The following is a 19,015-nucleotide window of genomic DNA, read 5'->3' on the forward strand; positions in this document are numbered from 1 at the left end:
GATATTAAATCAACGTGAGAATGTATCTCGAGACAGCTCATGTCCCTGATACAGAACGACGACGGTGTACGTTCCATCTGTCCAGCGTTCATTGTACAATGCAGGTACATTAAATTCTCCAGTTGCAGATGGGGTTATTTTCAGCTTTGCAACAGTGTTATCTGGTTTGATGATTAAAATTTCAATCTTGCCTCCACTATCAAAGTCCGATATGATTCCAGATATGTCCACTATGATTGGATTATACCAGTCAACTGTAGCAAACACTTTGGACTCGATTACTTTGGATTTGGGTGTGATTGATGAACAGTTATCTCCATCACACAATTCAGATTGAATCTTTTCAGCAGTCTCACCAAGGTAAAATACCACAGAACCAATCGTGTTACCACCGTATTCTGCATCAATGAGATATTCGCCAGTTTGCCATGACTCAAGTAGTTGTGTTTCAAAGTTACCATTTCGAGTAATCGGTGTTGTCAGCAGATCGATTTCACCATTAGGTCTCGTCAATGATATATCTACGAATCCGCGTTGTTTTTCTAACGGATTCACTTTTCCAGAAAAGAACATAGAGTCTCGCAGTACATTGATATCAGGTATATTGACGTTAAACTCCCCAATATCAGAAGATGTAGATACCTCATTGTGTCTAACATCCACATCAAACCGTGGAAGTGTTATTTCAGATTCAATACTTGTAGTTATTGCAGATATGGGTCTTGACAATCTTTCACTCTCAAATGCCAACTCCAAGTCTGTTTTACTTATCACAGGTTCAGATACAGAAAAACTCTCAGAGAGTATCTTATTGCCTTGAACTGCCAAGGTCACTTCATAGTCTCCAGGTGCCCATTCTGATTTCGTTATAGGTACCCAATAGTAATTCTTCGAATTTAACAAAGCACCATGATTTTCCACGACACCGTCTGGAGTTTCCAGATAAAGATCAACTCGGTTAAAATCAAGATCTAGTGACCCTTCAATTTCAAGCAATTTGCCACCTTTGCTGAGAGATTCTACATGTTTTAGATGTAATGGAGACAAAGCCACATCATCAATTACAGAACGAGATTCAATATCAGATATCACAGTAGTGAATTTAGGCACAATGTTTTTCCCATCAAACAGCATATAGAGAATGCCAAGTTGTTCATGAGTAGTTGCAGTAATTGTGTAAAGACCTGGCTTCCAAGATTCAGAGATATCCATCACTAAACCATACTGTCCCTCATCAGTAGATGTGATTTTTAGCGTCTCAACTGATGAATCAGGTTTGGAGATATCCAGCAGGACAACTTGTCTGGTATTTACATTATGTATTTTACCAAATAGTTCAATTACTCCATCTGTAGTGAAATCTGCATTTAATGTACCTTTTTCTGAACTTGCAATTATGCGTGCAGGCACATAACCAAATGGCATTGAAGGTGTCTCAAAGAGTCGAGAGTCAGTGATTGGAGCACTGCCCAAATCAACAATCATAGTTCCAGCAAAGTTGTCATCTAATATGTCATAGTATGTATAATATCCAGATTTGGAGAATTTAGTAGAATATGAATTGTCTTTTAGGATAAAAGAACTCTTAAAGTTACCATCAAATCCCTTTATCTGATCTCCGCTAATAACAGTTCTAATATCAGGACTTGCGTTCTTCCATACAATACTGTTTTTATTTATCTCAATATCAAATGGAGCCGCGCAATTATCACAGTTACGATCTACAGATTCTACCACATAGAATTTTGTACTCTGCAGCACATCATCAGAACCAGCTTCCAATTGCACAAGATCCGGAATCACATCAACAACTTGAAGGACATTACGAGCAATTTTGGTACTTGATGCTTTGTGTTCATTCCACACGTCAATTAAGATGTCAGACACATCCATCGGTTTTACAAAGTCCACATTAAATAAAACCCACAAAACATTGCCCTCATGTCTTGTAGTGACATCAACGTCTTTCATGAATCCTTGGGCATCTTCGATTACCACAATGTCGCCTTTTTGCCATGTGATGTACGTATCACTTTGGCTCTTATCTATCCCGCCATGAAGATTCATGTAAAGACCCACATGAGATGTAAAGTTAGGCCCATTAGGATCAACAATTCTCAATGCAAATTGCGATGACTCATTTGCCAGCAAAGATACCGTTGGTTTTGTATCATCAAATGTTTCCAAGGGCACATAGCTTCCAAGTTTTCTAAATACAAGCTGACCGTTTTCGTTGATTGTTGGCTCTTCAAAAGAATACATTGACATTCCGGTAATATTAGGAGGTAGAGGTACATTGCCAGATCCTAGCCCCGTAGAGATGGCATCAGATGATGATGATGTCCTCACAACAGGTTTAATGCCATAAACTGAAAAGTGTTGCAAGGTAACAACATATGCACACAAACTAGCAGTGTCACCAGCAGGATCTCTTATTACGCTGATGCCTTCAAATACAGTCTCATTGTCATCGTCGATAAAGAATATCTGAATGTCTGGACACACAATATTTGGGTTCTTACTATTAGCAGGGATTACAGGATGAACAGAATTTTCTATTGGTCCCATTGTAACTGCAATCTCAATTGATTCAAAGAGACCTTCAGTAGACCCAGTTTCTGTGCTACCAGATTCCACAGGAGAGCTGATGGTAGCTGATCCTTGTCCGACAGAGTTGACAGCAGATACTGTAAAAACGTATGTTACGCCGTCTGTAAGACCTGTTACGGTGGCAGTTGTTGCAGTGCCTACACCGTCAGAAAATAGTGTAAATGATGCACCATCATCATCGCTGTATCGAATCTTATAGTCAGTTATTGGGGAGCCGCCGTTACTTGAGGGGGCAGTCCATGAGAGAATGATCTCTCCTAGGCCAGGGGTTGCAGCAGACAGTGATCTTGGTGATGTGGGAACTGTGAGCGGAGTTGCCTGAACAACATTAGAAGGAGGACCACTTCCAAGCGAATTTGCTGCAGAGACTCTTAGATCATATGTAACTCCATGTTGAATGGCGCTTCCAAATAATGTGGTAGAAGTGTTTGTACTTTGCCCCCTTACCCATGGTTTCCATGTGGTGCCGCCGTTGGTACTATATTCTACAATATAATCAATTATTGGTAATCCGCCGTCATCAGAAGGTGTAAACCACGAGAGGCTGATTCTTGCATCAAGGGTATTTACAGAGAGCCTAACTGGTGCATCAGGAACGGAATATGTGGTTGCCTGTGCGGCAACAGAAGGACTGCTTGAACCTGCAGCAGTGATTGAAGATACCCTGTAAAAATACGTAGCACCTGCAAACAAATCAGAATCAGAATATGTTGTTTCTGTAGAGTTTGTATCATTTACAAGCACTATCCATTCTGGATCATCGCCAATTCTTTGCTCAATCACATATCCTGTAATTTGTGAACCGCCTGTTTCAGTAGGAGCATTCCAAGACAGGTTGATTTCACTAGATGATGTCGGAGTTGCGATGAGGGACGTGGGTCTGTCTGCAACTGAAAGTGGAATTTCACTGACCAAATTGGAATGGTTTGTAGTACCTGCCCTATTTACTGCAAAGATGCGGAAAGTGTACTCTTGGCCGTTGGTCAAATTAGGAATGACAGTACTGGTTGCAGTATTCACACCGTCATTGAATGGAATCCACGAATCACGATCAAGGCTAAAGTGGATCAGATAATCAGTGATTGGGGAGCCGCCGTTGTCTGCTGGTGCAGTCCAGGATAGGGAGACCTGGGAGTTGTCAGGAGTAGTGATTACGTTTAATGGTGCTGATGGCACATCTATTGGCGTAGTGCTTGAAGGTAATGATGGAAGCCCAGTTCCTTTGTCATTTATTGCAGATACACGGTAATAATGAGTAATTCCATTATTCTTTCCAGTGTCAATATAGTTAGTAGATGGAGATTTTGTATTTGCAAGAACAATATTCCAGGTTTGCTGATCAGTACTTGTCTCTATCTTGTATCCAGTTATTGACGCACCCCCATCAGCAGGGGCACTCCAAGACAAATTAACTTGGGATGCTTGTGGAGATGTTGCAGACAGGTTGATTACGCGTTGAGGAACAGTCGCACTCGTCTCAGTTTGTGTTATAAAGTCAAGTTCAAATTTAAGATACATGTCAGCAGATGGTGTAACTCCTGAAGGAGGGTTCTTGAGGAACGTAGATGTCATGAATAGAGAATCTAATGTTTCGTTTGGTTTGATTTTGACACCAGATATCTTTCCCCCATTATCAAGTGTGTCACCTGCATTGTGAGGCAAAAAGACATCCAAACCACTTGGGATTGATTCAATATTATATGCGGCAGTAGAACCAGGTGTTGAAGGAGTGGCAGTAACTACTGTAGATGCCAAACCAGTTCCAATGTTATTTACTGCAAAGATTCTAAATGAATATGATATGTTGTTTTGGAGTTCTGTGACAACTGTAGATGTAGAGGTTCCAACACCGTCATTAAATGTAGACCATGATGAATCACTTTTTTGTTTATACTGTACGATATAGTCAGTGATTGGGGAGCCGCCGTTGTTGAAGGGTGCAACCCAAGTAAGCTGGACTTTGTTCTTTCTTACTTCTGCAGATAGTGAAAGGGGTGCACTAGGAGAGCCAATGGCAGTACCACTTGCAATATCAGATGCACCACTAACCCCAACAGCATTAATTGCATATACGATATAAGTATAGGTCGTTCCAGCAACCAAACCACCATCACAGTATATCGTAGATGTGTTCTTTGTATCATCTACAATGGTTTCAAATGATGTGGTAGGGGATTTACGATCAATCTTATATCCCGTGATAGGCTGGTTGCCATCATTTTCAGGCAAATTCCAAGATAATTGTAGACAATCTATGCTTGCAGATACTGATAGTTTGGATGGAGGTGATGGAACATCAAAAGTACGTGCAGATGTAGTTCCAGAGGGCTGACTTGTTCCAGCTGTTGTGATTGCATACACTTTGTATGAGTAATCAACCCCTGCAGAAAGATCAGCATCAACATATGTTGTATCGGCATTGCCAGTATTCTCATTAATGGTATCAAAAAAGCCGCCAGAAATATTTCTATCAACACGATATCCAATAATTTCCAATCCGCCAGTATCATCGGGTTTTTGCCAATTAAGATCAATTCTTGTGGAAGATATAGCAGTCGCAGACAATCCATAAGGTTTGGTAGATATGGCAAAAGGAGTGTCACTGGCAGTAACAGAGACAGCGCCAGATCCTGCAGAGTTTACTGCAGAGACTCTAAATGAATACTGAACTCCGTTTGTCAGACCGGTGACAGTAGCAGATGTATCTGTACTTGTGCCGTCCTCAAACGTTGTCCAGTTGGAACCGCCATCAGAGGAATAGTCTATGATGTAATCAGTGATTGGGGAGCCGCCGTTACTTGAGGGGGCAGTCCATGATAGGAGTACCTGGGAGTTACCTGGAGTTATAGTTACATCAACAGGTATTTTTGGAACAGTATATGGAGTTGCAACAGACACAACAGAAGGCGCACTAACGCCTGCAGAATTGATGGCAGATACACGTATGCGGTATTCTTGGCCATTGACTAGATCAGGTATGATGAAGGATGTAGTATCAGATATAGGGCTTACAGTAAACCAATTACCATCTATTGCATATTCAATAAGATATCCTGTGATTACAGCATTTCCATTATCAGATGGTTCAGACCATGACAGAGGTATTACGCCAGATGTGCCTGATGTTGTCAGCAAGTTTGTAGGTGGAGATGGAACAAATGTGGTCGGAGATGTAATTTCAAATGCATCATCCAGTCCTATTATTGCAGGAGGAACAGACCAAACTACTCCAGATTGCAATTCAGTTGGCGGAGTGTATTTTTGAACCGCAAATTCAGATACAAGATCTTTTGGTCTGTCAACGGATTCAAGAGTGGTAGAGTTAGTGAATTCCATGTTCTGATTATATGATTTATCATAAAGATCAAAGTTTTCAGAGGAAATAACGCTTGAAGATGGAATATATTCATTTTTCAATCCTTTTGCCTCTAGTTTTTTAATATCTTCAGTATTAACAAGCCCCTCATTTTGAACAAGTGCAGGTTCATTAGCACGAACAGTGGCGTGTGGAATTACGTTAATTACACTAGTAGTTCGTGCCGGACCTGCAGCATTTATTGGAATGACTTTTAGTGCGTATGATTTTCCATTTTCAAGTCCGATTACAAGAAGTTCAGTAAGTGAGGAGAGATTGTCCCTGTTAAAAATAACATTTTGTGATGGCAGTGGAGTATCTATAGGAACTCCGTTTATCACAGTTCTCCTATCCACACGATAATCAGTGATTGGGGAGCCATTGTCATTTGCAGGTTTGCCCCATGTAATCTTTACTTGTCTATCACCTGCAGTTGCACTAAGAGATGAATCCAACACGGGTCTGTCAAATACAGATATACTGACTGCAGATGTTGGCAGACTAGATCCAACAGTATTAACAGATCTTACTTTAAACTGGAAATTGACTCCTGTTTTTAGATCAGTTATTGTTAAAGTAGGTGATGCACTCAATATGTTTTTCTTGGTCAAAAAGTCATCATCAGATATCTCTACAACATATGTTGTGATTGGGGAGCCACCGTTTGACGTAGGTGGATTCCAAGTTAGAGTAATTGCTGGATCTCCTCGTATTGCAACAAGATTGATTGGAATGCCAGGAGTTGTAGCAGGAGTTGCAGTGGCAATATTAGAGGGAGGACTTGGGCCAGCTATGTTTTCAGATACAACTCTAAACTTGTAAGATTTTCCAGTAACAAGTCCAGTAATTTTTATAGATGTATCGATACTTGTGCCGTCATTAAACGTGTTCCAAGTGATGCCATCAGTACTAAACTGTGCAATATAATCAACGATTGGGCGTCCATTATCAGATGATGTCGTCCAAGACAATGTTGCATCGTTAGGACCACGTTTTGCGGCGAGGCCCACAGGCGAAGCAGGGATTGTGAACGGAGTTTCAGCAATTATAGCAGATGCATTACCAGTTCCAAGGGAATTGACTGCAAATATGCGGAATGAGTATTCTTGACCGTTGGTCAGACCGGTGACAGTAGCAGAAGTATTTGCACTTGTGCCGTCCTCAAATGTTGTCCAGTTGGAGCCATCAGTACTAAACTGTACAACATAATCAGTAATTGCCAACTCGCCCGCATTTGGAGGAGTCCACGTTAGAGTAATCTCTGCATTATCAGCAGTGGTTAGAATATTGGTTGGAGGTTCTGGAACCGCAAGAGTAGTTGCACTTGCAGTACCTGAAGGAACTCCAACGCCGATAGGAGTTATAGCAGATATTCTGTATGTGTATGTGATTCCAGCAGAAAGACCCACATCGCTGTAGGCAGTGTTTGCAGATCCAGTGTCTGCAACAAGAATTTCAAATGAAGCAGACCCGGTTTGTCTTTCAATTTGATATCCTGTTATCTCTGCACCTCCTGTTTCAACGGGTGCAGTCCATGACAATTCAATTTGTGTGGAAGAGATAGCTTTAGCAGTTAATGCTGTAGGGAATGTGGACACTGTAACTGGGGATGCAATGACAACATTAGATGTAGTTCCCGTACCTGCAAAATTCACTGCAGAGACCCTAAATGAGTACTGAACTCCGTTGGTCAGACCGGTGACAGTAGCAGACGTATTTGAACTTGTGCCGTCCTCAAACGTTGTCCAGTTGGAGCCGCCATCAGAGGAAAAGTCTATGATGTAATCAGTGATTGGGGAGCCGCCGTTTGATGGTGCAGTCCAGGATAATGTAATCTGAGAATCTGCAGGTATAGTTGCAATACTTGTAGGAATGCCAGGGGTAGTTGCAGGAGTGACAGTAGTAGTATTAGAAACAGAACCTGTTCCGACAGAGTTTACTGCAGAGACACGGAATGAATAAGGAATACCGTTAGTCAGGTTAGGAACAGTTGCAGACGTAGCGGTGCTTGTTCCATCTGCAAATGTGTTCCATTTGACACCATCTTTGCTGAATTGTATGATGTAATCAGTGATTGGGGAGCCGCCGTTTGATGGTGCAGTCCAGGATAGTGAGACCTGGGAGTTGCCGGGAGTAGATGAGAGGTTTGTTGGTGTGCCAGGTACTGTGGCAGGGGTTGCAGTGGTTATGTTAGATGGATTACCGGTTCCGACAGAGTTTACTGCAGAGACTCTAAATGAGTATGGCTGGCCGTTTGTCAGACCGGTGACAGTAGCAGATGTAGTGGTGCTTGTTCCATCTGCAAAGGTTTCCCATGCAGAATTACCAAGACGATATTCAATGATATAATCCGTTATTTTGGAGCCGCCGTTGTCTGCTGGTGCCAACCATGTAACTGAAACTTGGGAGTTGCCACGGATTGCAGTAAGAGATGTAGGTGTGCCAGGTACTGTGGCAGGAGTTGTACCAACAGAATCAGATAGCAAGCCAATTCCTACGGAGTTTGCTGCCCGTACACGGAAGAAATAAGATTGGCCGTTAATGAGATTCTCCACAATAACTTCAGTAGCAGTTGCAGGGACGACTTCATCAGGATATAATATCCAAACAAAGTTATTCACACTATATTCTACCAGATAATCGTTTATTGGATCACCGCCATTATTTGTTGGTGCAGTCCAACTTAGATTCACTTTTTGATCAGACAGTATTACTGAAAGATTAGTAGGTGCTATAGGTACTGTGGCAGGAGTTGTTGCAGATATGTTTGAAGGTACGCTTTTTCCTACAGCATTAACTGCAGAAACACGGAATTGGTATTGTTGGCCGTTTGTCAGGTCGGTAACTGTTGCAGATGTTTTAGATGATATGCCATCATCAAAAATAAGCCAGTTTGTTCCATCAAGACTATACTCAATAACAAAGTCAGTTATGGTTGCACCACCGTTGTTTGATGTAAACCAAACCAAGTTTGCTTTTTCATTTCCTCTAGTTGCCAATAATTGTGTTGGGGCACCAGGTACTGTGGCAGGGGTTGCAGTGGCCAGATTAGATGGATTACCGGTTCCGACAGAGTTTACTGCAGAGACTCTAAATGAGTACTGTTGGCCGTTTGTTAGACCGGTGACAGTAGCAGATGTGGCAGTATTTATGCCATCAGCAAATGTTGTCCAGTTTATTTCGTCGATACTAAATTGGATTATGTAATCAGTGATTGCAAATCCGCCATCATCAGATGGAGTATTCCAAGATAGTGAGACTTGGGAGTTGCCACGGGTTGCAGTAAGAGATGTAGGTGAACTAGGAGGTGCAGATGGAGTAGCAGATGCCGTATTTGATACATTGCTTCTACCAACAGAGTTTTCGGCATATACACGGAATTGGTATTGTTGGCCATTGATAAGATCAGATATGTTCAAAGCAATTGTAGTACTTGTCAATGTAGTAAAGGTACCAAAATTATCAGTAGAGTACTCTACCACATAATTGAGTATGGCAGAACCGCCATCATCAGTTGGTGCAGTCCAGGATAGTGAGACCTGGGAGTTGCCGGGAGTAGCTGAGAGGTTTGTTGGAGTGCCAGGTACTGTCAAGTCTTGCGTGTATTGAATATTAAGAAGCGGAGCTTGTGAGGATGAACCGTCATAAGATGCCGCAGTTCTGTGTCCAGTTCCAGTAACAACAAAGGTCACAGAGTTTCCAGAAGACCACCCATCACGGTTTACAATTTCCTGAACAACAGATGACATGTCGGGAGTCTTTTGGTCATCTCCAGATTCACCTACAGTATCCCATTCTACTGGAGACCAAGAAACAAAAGCTGAAGTTACCGCCCTGTCAGAAATGTCATTATCAACATTTGAAAAGGTTAATGAATCATCAGCAGCCTCTCCACGAATTTCTAAATTAGTTACATCATCATCTGTTTCATCCACAGTGAATTGAATGCCAGCACTGATTATGGTTGCACCTTGGGGAATACTAATGTCGTTAAATCTAATACCAATAATTTGTTTATCACCATCATCTTCTGTTAGTTCCAGATCACTGCTGGTACGAGACATGTCACCGGAATTTCCTCCCTCGGCATCTTCTTCTGCATCATCTGATGATGCATTTACTCGAACAGAGACTTCAACAAAATTAGAAGAAAAAGGATCAGAAGATTGAGCACTAACTGAAATTGGACCTAAAGGTGGAACCAACAATAGAATAGCAAATAATAATATCAATAATTTACTAGAAAGCATGTTTTTGTTTTGGACCAAGTATTGTCATAATCGTATTTAAATTATTAAATCAAGTCCGAATATTCCAAAAGTGGGATTACGACATCAATATATAACATAGTTAGGAGATCGTGAGATTTGATAAAAAAATTATGTTTTTGATCGCATAATCATGGATTAAAAGTAATAATTGAAAAACAATTAGTCAATTGTAAAAACATGACCTCTTATTCTATCTCTAGATTCAAAAGCTTCATCGATCGTTTTAGCAGTAGGTTCAATTACCCAGACATTTTTCCCATTATCTATCACCAAAACAACATGATTGATTTTCTGGGGTAAAGATATGTTGTCAGAATCAAAATATAGGAATTTAACTTGCCAGTCTTTTCCTGCTGTTGATGATTTTATCATGTCTGCAAATAAAATGGCTAAATCTTCATTATCACCCTCACCTTTAGAAAACGTATCAAGTGGTTTCTTAGGATCATTTTGCATTTCAAATGAAGTTACATGAAACTGAGATACGACAAACCACACTTCAAAAATAAATTCATCATCAGAACCAACGTTACCATATAATTCATTCATCACTTTAGACATACTGCCTACGACAAATTTTGACAGGTCTCTTACTTGAACAGTACCGCTTGCAATATCAATCGGAATTACATCTTGTGACTCAGGTAGTTTTATCACCTCGTCAATGAATTGAGAAGTAACCTTAGAGAAGGAATAATTATTATTTTTAGAATCAAGAAAACTCCAAGAGATGATTTCATCAGTCATTTCAACAACAGGGGGTTTAGACAAAGTTGGCGTAACGATCTCCTGTTCAAAACCAGAAAGTTGTTCAAAAATTGAATCCATATCAGTTTGATTTTGAGATGTTTCAAGTTCCAATAATTTTTTTTCTAATTCTTCAATCTGCAATAATTGTTCAGGAGTTGAAGATGAAGCAGCAGTTGTTTTAAAAACATCCATTTGATCTTCAAGTTTTTTAAGTTCAAACTCCAATTGTTCTGTTCTTTCATCAGATGATTTTTTTAATTCATTAATAACCTGGGTTTGATTCTGAAGACTTAAAAGTTGTTGATTTAATTCAGATTTTTGTCGTTCTACTTCAGTAGCTTTTTGTGCATATTGTTGGGCCTGCATTTGTAAACTTCGATTTTCTTCTAATATGGCACTTGTTTTTTCTAAAAATATTTCAGTATCAGACCCTCCAAAAGAAATAGCAGAATATGTAGGAAGTATTTTTTTATCAAGAGTATCTTCGTTTAGAAAAGTAACCAGCAATATACCAACCACAATAGGGACTACTGCCAAAAATAAAATTTTATTACTCACAAATATTCAGAAAACAATTCCAATATATGGACTTTAATATGTTATTTTGGGATTTCATCCAAAAGACGCTGTAATTTTTTGCTTAGGTTTTCTAGTGTATCAAGTATTTCTGTAGAAATGGGTTTTTCTGCATATTCAGTAACCAATGAAAATAATTGTGCTTCAAGTTGTTTGATTTCTTCTTGTATTTCCTCTGAGCTTTTACTAACATGTGATCGTAATTCCCCTTGAGTTTTGAGTAGGTTCTGTATTTGTTGTTTCTCTCGTTTAATTTGATCTAATAATTTTGCTTCTTCTTGACCAAGGTTAATAATTCTGGATTCATGCTCCACACGGATTTTTTCTAATTCTGTCTTTTGAAGTTCAAGTGATGATGCCAAAGATGTTTGCTCAAATTCTCTCTCTTTAGCTATTTGGATTTCGTTTTCTAATTCCTGTTTCTTTTTGAATGCTCGTTGTTCAGCCAATTCTCTAGTATGATTAAGCTTTGTTAATTCTTCTTCAAGTGTTTTGATTTGCTTAGCAAGAACAGGAGAGATTAGCAAAGCCTTCTTTTCTGCTGCTTCTCTCTGCTCCATAAGTTCGAGTAATTTGGCCTGTTGATTACGTAAAGTACTGTTGATTTCATCTTTTGCTACTGCTTCTCTTAGTTGTGCTTCAAGTAGTTTGTCAGTGTGGTAGATGTCATCTGAGGATTCAAGAGGTTGTTTTATTTCAGATTTCAGTAATTTAGATAAGAATGAGTGCTTCTTGTCCTTTACAGATTTTTCTATTGATTCAGATTTTAGCATGGAGGAGTCTTGTGACTTTAGAGATTCAAGCTGGGTATGCATTGACTGCACCTGTTTTTCCAGTGCGGTTTTTTCAGATTCTGCCTTTGCTCTTGTCTCATCGTATTTTTGGGTAATTTGTGCAAGCTCTGCAGACTTTGTTTGCAGCTGTGCCTCTAGCATGGAGGAGTCTTGTGACTTTAGAGATTCAAGCTGGGTATGCATTGATTGTACTTTCTCTTCCAGTGCGGTTTTTTCAGATTCTGCCTTTGCTCTTGTCTCATCGTATTCTTTGGCAATTTGTGCAAGCTCTGCAGACTTTGTTTGCAGCTGTGCCTCTAGCATGGAGGAGTCTTGTGACTTTAGAGATTCAAGCTGGGTATGCATTGATTGTACTTTCTCTTCCAGTGCGGTTTTTTCAGATTCTGCCTTTGCTCTTGTCTCATCGTATTCTTTGGCAATTTGTGCAAGCTCTGCAGACTTTGTTTGCAGCTGTGCCTCTAGCATGGAGGAGTCTTGTGACTTTAGAGATTCAAGCTGGGTATGCATTGATTGTACTTTCTCTTCCAGTGCGGCTTTTTCAGATTCTGCCTTTGCTCTTGTCTCATCGTATTCTTTGGCAATTTGTGCAAGCTCTGCAGATTTGTGTTTATAATCTTCAACTAACATGTTTAGTTCAGCGTTTTTGTCCTGTTGTCCAACATCTAATACAGATGAATTGTCTGACAGTCTTAGACTTTCAAGATGTGCTTGTTGTGATTTTATCTCAGCCTCAAGTGTAGCCTTCTCGTTTAAGAAGTTTTTTTCAAGTTGTTGGGTTTCAGAGGACATTGACTTCATCTCAGATTGTAATGTGTTTACTTTTTCTTCAAGTGTGAGCTTTTCAGATGCGGTTTTATTTAGAAGTGTTTCATAATCGCTTGCCAGCTGTTCAAGTTCTGCTTCTTGTGCACGAATTTGTTCTTCTAGTCGGACTTTTTCCAAATTATCTTGTTCAGTACGATTTTTGTTCTTCAGTAAATCTCGCTCAACGATTAATTTTTCAAGATCCGTTTGTTGTGATGCAATTTTTTCTTCCAGTTTTGCTTTTTCCAGTTTTGTTTGTTCTAAAAGCATCTTGCGTTGTGATTCATCTCGATCATTGACCAGTTCTTCAATTGCAGTTTGTTGTAGTTTGATCTGCTCTTCCAATCTTGCTTTTTCTAGTGACGCTCGTTTGGAAGCAATTTCATAATCGCGAGATTTTTGTTTTAGTTCTTCTTGCTGTTGCTGGATTTGTTCCTCAAGGTTTGCATGTTCAATTATTTTGTCAGTTTGAGTGGATTCTGTTTTTGTAGAATCTTTTTCCTTAGATAGTTTTTCCAGTTCTTTCTGCTGTTGAAATATTTTTTCTTCAAGTTCAATCTTCTCTTGCATGTAACCTTTTTTTGAATCATCATAGGTTTTTTTGAGAGACTCCAGTTCTGCCCGCTTTGATTTTAATTGTTCAGAAAAAGAATCAGAAGAAGATGCATCTTGGCTTACCTGTTTGGAATAATATGACTTTGAAGTTTGTTCAAGAAAATTTTTATCAGAAGTGTGTAGTGGTTTTTCTTGTTGTATGGAATGAAGAATATATCGAAGTCGGTCAGTATCTCCAAATCCCTGTTCGATTAATTTTGAGATCAAATCAGCATATTTTTGTGAATTAACTTCAGAATCAGATAATTCAGATTCCTGTTCTAACTTATTTTGTATGTATGCCCAATCAGAATAAGCCAGAGGAGCATCTTTTTTCAAAGAGGATAAAATATTCTCTAACTTACCAGTATCATCATCACTGGTGGCAATCAGAGATTCTATCTTTTCAATTAGTTCCCTACTAGTCAAATGCTCCATTAGGATCGATCCATCTCATTTACCGATATTAACACGAAATGTATTAAAAAAACGATCCATTCTGATCGCTTTTGTATACCTCGAGCCTAGTTTTCAAAGATTGGAAGTGTTATGAAGAAGGTCACGCCACCAAAATCATTACTTTGCGCATGAATTGTTCCAGCATGTTCAATTATGATGGATTTGGCCACATACAACCCAATTGGATCATCACCGGTTTGCGCATCAGGGGATTTCAGCTCAAATAAATTATCAAGGGACTGATCAGGACTAATTTCCCGAGCATCAGATATCATAATTTCAACCTGTTTTTCGCCAATCTTTCGAGTTTTGATGTCTATTTTACCGGATGTTGAATGTTTCAAAGAATTGTCAAGGATATTGAATATTGCCCGTTTGAACATTTTCTTATCAACAAATACTTTCACGTCATCATCATCTATGTGTAAAGAGATGTTACTGGATTTTGGATGTTTGTCAAACAAAGCAACTGACTCAGACATGAGTTGGTTGATGGAAGTGTCTGTCATATCATATTGTGTCGTATTAGTTCTTGTCATGTAATAATCAATAAAATCATCAGTGGTTGTCTTTAGTTGCATAAGATCATTTTCTACGAACAGCAGTGTTTCTGGATTTTGTTCGTTTTTAAATAACTCTATGTTTTTAACTAAAGAACTTATTGGGGCTAGGATCTTTTTTGTAAATGATTCGGTCATTTCATCTCGAAATGATTGGTTATTCTTGATTTCTTCAAGAGCGTTTTGCAATTCATCGGTCCTAAGTTTTATTAGTTCTCGCAGATTTTCGTTTGTAAATTTGATACTTTCTTTCATATAATCAAATTTATTTGCAAGATCACCAATCTCATCATCGGTTTTAACATCGATATCCACATCATAATCACCTTCAGCGATTTTGACAGACGCATCTTTGAGTTTGACCAAAGGTTTAGAGATAGAAGAACGGACGTAAATTGCCACCATCACTGCAGAGGTTATGGTTGTAATCGATATAATCAAGATAGTGTTAGTTAGACCTACCACAGGTTTTAGCAGATCATCAGTATTTTGTTTTAAGACTAGTGTCCATCCAAGACTTGGAAAATCTCTTTGGGGTTGAGATTTAGCATAAACATGAATGGTATCTATTCCCAATTGATCAGTACTAAGAAGATAGTCAGATGTTTCAGACATCATGACATATTCAGGTAGTGGCACATAATTTCCAAACTCAGGATCAGCTGAATCATAAAGAATTTTTCCGGAAGAATCAATCAAAGAAATGTCAGAATCCAAGAATTTATTTTTTGATCTAAGATCATAGATCATGATTATAATGTCCTGTAGTTTGACATTAGTTTTTAGAACACCAATGAAATTTCCATCTGAATCAGAAATTTTATACGCAAGGTCTTGTGTGTAGATTTTAGAATCTTCATCAAACTGTACATCACCAATAAAATATCCGGTAGTTACAACAGCATCCCACCAATCACTTTTGTCTACAGAAACATCGTCTAGGGGTTTAACAGATGCCACTATGAAACCGTGTGGATTAACTACAACAATCTCGTTGTAAAGTTCATATCGGTATTTATTTTCAATATATCTTGCAGAGTTTTGTAGTTTTATCGACAGATCATTATTTAGAATTTCATTTACAGAAAAAGATACAGGCCCAACATCAGCAGTATTGTTGGTAAACATTTCAATTGGAACGTCATAATTGGAGTTGGAATCCACTAAGAATTTCTCGACAAAGATTTCATCAGAAAGCATTACAAGGCCTAAGATTTTCTCCCTCATACCATCGTCAATAAAATACATTGTTTGAGACAAGGTTTCAGAATGGTCAGTTCCAATTTCATGAATAATTTTTTCTTGACTAGTCGTAATAGTAAGAAAACCCATGACACCTATTGAGACAATAATTACAAAAAAACTTAGTAAAATTTTAATTCCAATTTTCATTTTATTTATCTGATCCTCATTCACATATATTCTAAAAGTTGAAATTTACCAGTAAGAGAATCCTCTACAAACAAAATATTGAAATTCATCAAATTACCAGATATAACAAACCACCATTTTAAAACAATTAACTATATAGAGCATACAACACTAAATTCTGAAGTTGGAAGATAAAGAAGCAATAATAAAAATTATTGAATCTTTTTTTGAGTGTGGAAAAACAAAAGACTTTGCATTGTTACAAAAAATACAGTTAAACGATCCGAATTTCTCAAGTTTTAGTGATGTTCCACCATTTGATCTAAAAGATTTTCAAACAACAATTGAGCTAGAAGAGTTGAAGTTTGTCAGTATTTCAGATTATGACTATCAGATAAAAAATACAAAGATTAGTGTATTTAATAATACAGCTGTAGTAGCAATGGAAATTAATCAGAAAGGATTGCTTGTAGATACCAAAGCTTACACAGGCGAACATATTTCAATTGAGGGAAGAGCAACATTTGTTTTAGTAAAACAACCAACATGGAAAATTGCACATATTCATTTATCAAAGATTGGCGTATGAACTATTTTTCAGGATTGAATGGTTTTTTTGGTGTGGTTGAGTTCTTTTTGGACTCTTCGCTTACTAATTTTTTATAGAGTTTGAATGCTTGATCAACATTTGAGTTTCCATGCACTATTGATCTTACTGCGCGAATCATTGAAACTGGGTGCTCTGATTGCCAGATGTTTCTACCCATATCAACACCAACTGCGCCACCTCTGATTGCATTGTACGTTAATTGTAATGCATCACGTTCAGGGATTTTTTTCCCACCTGCAACAATAATTGGTACAGGGCATGATTGAACGACTTTTTCAAAATTATTACAATAGTAAGTTTTTACAATATGTGCACCTTGTTCAGCAGCTACTCTACATGCCAAGGAAAGATATCTAGCATCTTTGCCAAGTTCTTTTCCAACTGCAGTTACTGCCAAAACTGGGAGCCCATATCTTTCAGCTTCACCAACTAATTTTCCAAGATTAACAATAGTTTGATATTCATATTTTGAACCAACAAAGATGGACATTGCAAGGGCGCAGGCATTTAGTCTGATTGCATCTTCAATGGATACTGTAATGTCTTCCTGAGACAGGTCCTCGCCAATTATACTTGAGCCGCCAGAGACTCTCAATACCATAGGAGTGTCAGTTGTTGCTGAAACACATGTCCTTTGAACCCCTCTTGTAACCATTAAAGAGTCACAATGTTTCAAGAGAGGAGCAATTACCTTTTTTGGATCCTCTAATTTTTCAGTAGGACCCAGAAAATATCCATGGTCTACGGCCAACATTAATGCACGGTTATTTTGTGGCTTGATGATGCTTGAAATTCTGTTTTTTAATCCCCAATCCATATCTCTTCGAATTTGAAATAATCGAAATACCTTTCTTAAGCCTTTCTTATTTTGCAATGATTATCTTCATTGCATTCTCACCTGTACGTGCATGATCAAATGCCTTTTGAGAATCATCAATGGAATAAGTATGAGTGATTAGTTGTTTGACATCAATTTTTGAGGATTCGATTAGCTCGAGTGCTTCTTTGGTATCTTTATCGGAAGCAGCATAACTAGTTACCAGAGTTATTTCTTTAGAGTAAATTTTACTCATGTCCAAATTTAGTTGTGCGCCTTTTGATGGAACTCCAAATAGCATAACAGAACCTCCTTTTCGGACCATATCTATTGCATCCTCTAGTGCCTTGAGACTACTAGTAGCTACAATTGCTACATCAACACCCCTTCCTTCAGTACCATCCAAAATTTTTTGCTTTCTGTTTTCATCCATAGAGTGAATTGAATCAGTAATGTCAAATTTTTTTGCAAAGTCCAATCTAAAGTCATTAACATCAAAACAGAAAATTTTTGAGAATTTTTTTACATGTGCCAACATTACATGCATCATACCTGTAGGACCTACCCCAAAAATTGCTGCAGAGTCACCTTCATGATAGGAAAATTTTGTCCATGCCCTAACACAACATGCTAAAGGTTCAATCATTGCAGCCTCTTCAAAACTTAGTGAGTCAGAGATTTTCAAAATACCACCGTGAGATACATTCCAGGCAGGTACAACATATTCTTCAGATAATCCACATGGAGAAAGATTTGTTTCATAGTATTTTGGACACATGGTTTCATTTCCATGATTGCATAAATGACAATCATAACATGGAACGTGATGATGAGTAAATACCCGGTCACCTTTTTTAAATCCGGTGACTGCAGAACCAACATCCAAAATTATTCCCGATGGTTCATGACCTAAACGCATTGAGGGCTGACCATATTGGCCAAAGACCTTTTCTAAATCAGAGCCACATATTCCACAAGCATTCATCTGAACTAAAACATCACCATTTCCCATTGATGGTTTATCAGTTTCATCAACAGAAATCACAGATGGTTCTTTAACAGATGCAGTTTTCATTGCAACTCATTAGAAAATTGAATATAAGTAGATTAAGCAATCATACACCAAGAATCTTTTTCAGCATAACTCTGTAATCAATTTCAGTTTTTTCACTTCCAGTTGCAGGTAATGCAAAAACCAAAGTAGATTTTTCTGCTCTTAGTGCTGTTAATTCATCATTAATTGGTTCAGTGATATCATCACTTACCAATACTAGTCCAACATCAGAATCGTCAGTTAGTCTCTTAATTTCATTCAAAGCCTTTTGAGGAGTTTCAGAGATAATTCCTGGAACACCTGCTAATTGGAAACTAGTAACAAACGATTTGCTGCCAACAGTGAAGATTTTCACAGTTAAAATTTTTGTCCATTCTAATTTAACCCTTT

Annotated in this window: 8 protein-coding genes; 1 reads left to right on the top strand and 7 read right to left on the bottom strand. The window is 38.4% G+C overall.

Going from position 1 to position 19,015, the window contains the following annotated elements; genetic code table 11:
* Positions 1-9: 9 nt before the first annotated feature.
* The 4 genes from C5F50_RS08310 to C5F50_RS08325 all read right to left on the bottom strand — a co-directional run bounded on the left by C5F50_RS08310 (position 10) and on the right by C5F50_RS08325 (position 16,165).
* Entirely contained in the window at positions 10-10,215 is a 10,206-nt protein-coding gene (locus tag C5F50_RS08310; RefSeq protein ID WP_179370898.1) for a fibronectin type III domain-containing protein, read from the bottom strand.
* A gap of 180 nt (positions 10,216-10,395) precedes the next feature.
* Positions 10,396-11,544, bottom strand: coding sequence for a hypothetical protein (locus C5F50_RS08315; protein WP_179370899.1), 1,149 nt, complete (start codon positions 11,542-11,544; stop codon positions 10,396-10,398).
* A gap of 41 nt (positions 11,545-11,585) precedes the next feature.
* Complete coding sequence (locus tag C5F50_RS08320; protein ID WP_179370900.1) at positions 11,586-14,183, bottom strand: hypothetical protein; 2,598 nt, start codon at positions 14,181-14,183, stop codon at positions 11,586-11,588.
* Between the two features lie 95 nt (positions 14,184-14,278).
* Complete coding sequence (locus C5F50_RS08325) at positions 14,279-16,165, bottom strand: sensor histidine kinase (RefSeq protein ID WP_179370901.1); 1,887 nt, start codon at positions 16,163-16,165, stop codon at positions 14,279-14,281.
* Positions 16,166-16,328: 163 nt separating this feature from the next.
* Between C5F50_RS08325 and C5F50_RS08330 the strand changes: the two genes are divergently transcribed.
* Complete coding sequence (locus C5F50_RS08330) at positions 16,329-16,733, top strand: YybH family protein (RefSeq protein ID WP_179370902.1); 405 nt, start codon at positions 16,329-16,331, stop codon at positions 16,731-16,733.
* A 1-nt stretch (position 16,734) separates the two neighbouring features.
* On the opposite strand, the gene lsrF is transcribed toward C5F50_RS08330, so the two are convergent.
* From lsrF to C5F50_RS08345, 3 genes are read right to left on the bottom strand one after another with little or no spacing between them, the layout of a single operon-like run.
* Positions 16,735-17,628 (bottom strand): 3-hydroxy-5-phosphonooxypentane-2,4-dione thiolase, encoded by an 894-nt coding sequence (lsrF, locus tag C5F50_RS08335; protein WP_246282013.1) that lies wholly within the window; start codon positions 17,626-17,628, stop codon positions 16,735-16,737.
* Positions 17,618-18,646, bottom strand: a complete 1,029-nt coding sequence (locus C5F50_RS08340) for a zinc-dependent dehydrogenase (RefSeq protein ID WP_179370903.1) — start codon at positions 18,644-18,646, stop codon at positions 17,618-17,620. Before C5F50_RS08340 ends, lsrF begins: the two co-directional genes overlap by 11 nt.
* A gap of 40 nt (positions 18,647-18,686) precedes the next feature.
* The gene (locus C5F50_RS08345) at positions 18,687-18,980 is read right to left on the bottom strand and encodes a V-type ATP synthase subunit F (protein ID WP_179370904.1); all 294 of its coding nucleotides are present in this window, start codon (positions 18,978-18,980) and stop codon (positions 18,687-18,689) included.
* Between the last annotated feature and the right edge of the window lie 35 nt (positions 18,981-19,015).

The organism is Nitrosopumilus ureiphilus (assembly GCF_013407185.1).
In the GTDB taxonomy this organism is placed as follows: Archaea; Thermoproteota; Nitrososphaeria; order Nitrososphaerales; family Nitrosopumilaceae; genus Nitrosopumilus; species Nitrosopumilus ureiphilus.